The sequence below is a fragment of the Streptomyces sp. NPDC001880 genome (assembly GCF_053594575.1).
This window is the reverse complement of the sequence record NZ_JBSFET010000263.1, coordinates 1-1,852: the sequence shown is the minus strand read 5'-3', so window position 1 is coordinate 1,852 and position 1,852 is coordinate 1. Positions and strand designations below refer to the sequence as shown.

At 65.6% G+C, this 1,852-nt stretch carries 2 protein-coding genes and 1 pseudogene; 1 reads left to right on the top strand and 2 read right to left on the bottom strand.

Annotation, left to right across the window (positions count from 1 at the left end):
* Together ACWCQ6_RS37100 and ACWCQ6_RS37095 are read right to left on the bottom strand one after the other, a co-directional pair.
* Window positions 1–195: pseudogene (locus ACWCQ6_RS37100) on the bottom strand (IS6 family transposase); the annotation flags it as partial.
* 94 nt (window positions 196–289) lie between these two features.
* Window positions 290–721, bottom strand: coding sequence for a hypothetical protein (locus ACWCQ6_RS37095; protein ID WP_451096889.1), 432 nt, complete (start codon window positions 719–721; stop codon window positions 290–292).
* A gap of 13 nt (window positions 722–734) precedes the next feature.
* Between ACWCQ6_RS37095 and ACWCQ6_RS37090 the strand changes: the two genes are divergently transcribed.
* Complete coding sequence (locus tag ACWCQ6_RS37090; RefSeq protein ID WP_451096891.1) at window positions 735–1,154, top strand: ATP-binding protein; 420 nt, start codon at window positions 735–737, stop codon at window positions 1,152–1,154.
* The last annotated feature ends 698 nt before the right edge of the window (window positions 1,155–1,852 follow it).

The window sequence follows — 1,852 nt, the reverse complement described above, 5'->3', positions numbered from 1 at the left end:
CAGCCCGTCGGCGTAGGCCTGGCCGAACTTCGCACACCACCGGCGGACGGTCTCGTAGGAGACGATCACGCCGCGTTGGAGCATCAGTTCCTCAGCCTCGCGGTAGCTGAGCGGGAACCGGGGGTACAGCCACACGCAGTGGGAGATGACTTCGACCGGGTAGCGGTGCCCCTTGTACGACGGCGCCGGGTTCACCACAACGATCCCCCTCCAGCATGATCAACCCGAAGATCCAACCATGTCATCCGCCAACGTGACAGCGCCGTCGGTGGTGCTGAGCGCGGCGGCGTCAGTCGTCAGCTGCGACGAGGAGAGTGAGTGTCGCTGCCGGGCGGTCGATGAGGACGAGTTCGTGGTAGTCGATGTGAATCGGGCCGTAGTCGTGGAACGCATCCTCGGGAAGCTGTCCCAGCAGGTATCTGCTGGTCGCCTTGCAGATCGGGGTGTAGATCTCCTGACGCAGGCGTGATGCGAGTGATTCCGGGACGTCTCCGTGCTGGTTGGCCCAGGAGTGGACGACATCGACTGCCGTCTCGGTATCGACGGTCTCATAGGCGTCAGGGGCGATGTGGTCAAGCCGCCACTGGCCGTGCCGTGGCCAGTCTTGAACGCCGGGTTTGTGAGGTTGTGCGTCGGCTGACTTCGGCTGCGTAAGCCACCCAGTCTCCGACGGCAGCTCGTTTACCTGGCCCTGGCGGCCGGCGCGCTCCCCGCCCGGCACCGGCAAGACTCACCTGGCCATCGCCCTGGGCATTCGCGCCTGCCAGGCCGGTCACCGCGTCGCGTTCGCCACCGCCTCTCAGTGGGTCGACCGCCTGGCCGCCGCCCATACCACCGGAAAACTCCAGGACGAGCTCTTGCGCCTCGCGCGCGTCCCCGTTCTGGTGATCGATGAGGTCGGCTACATCCCGTTCGAACCGGAAGCAGCGAACCTGTTCTTCCAGCTGATCTCCGGCCGCTACGAACGCGCGTCCGTGATCGTGACCAGCAACAAGCCCTTCGGACGCTGGGGAGAGGTCTTCGGCGACGACACCGTCGCCGCCGCCATGATCGACCGTCTCGTCCACCACGCCGATGTGCTCTCCTTGAAGGGAGACTCCTACCGGCTGCAAGACCGCGACATCGGCCGCACCCCGAACGCGGCAACCGGCTGAACAACTGCACACGGGGTCAAAAATCACCGACCCCAAAGGGGTCCAGGTTCGAAGACCGCCGACACGGCCGTGTGGCTGTGGCTGAAGAAGGTTGGTACGGGCGCACGCAACGGGAACTCCCGGTTGTCCGTTGCCCGATCGCCCGTCTTTGCAGCACCGGGATTGCAGCCGAGACGGACGATACCTGAGCCCGCCACCACACCTGCCTCACTCCAAGCACCGCCCACGTCACCCCGGGGATGTACGCGCCGGACGGAGACGTGCACGGCGACCGCGGCCGGCCCGGACCGCTCTGGCCGCTGACCCGATTGCTGACCCTCGGACGTCCACGTATCAGGGCCACCGGCAGGGCGGCGGGTGCGGGGGCGCAAGAACAAGCGGCGCGCACCGAACCCGATCATGCCCACGTGCACGCCACCGGACGTCAAGATTCCAACAGAAATCCTGTGGGCTGCTCGCGGTGGTGGGCAATCCGCAGGATTGTTGCGCTATGACCACCGATTGGTTCCCCGACCGCGGTGTCCGCCGGACCGTACTTGCATTCGGTACGGCTGGTCTGACCGTTATCGCCGTCGGCGCCGTACTCGAAGCCCAATGGCTCCTTGAACCGCCCCGGGTTCGGTAGAGATCTCAGATTGTGGTTTTGGCCTGGGGTTTCGCGGTGGTGAGGTAGTAGTTGGTCTCGTATTCGACGGGTG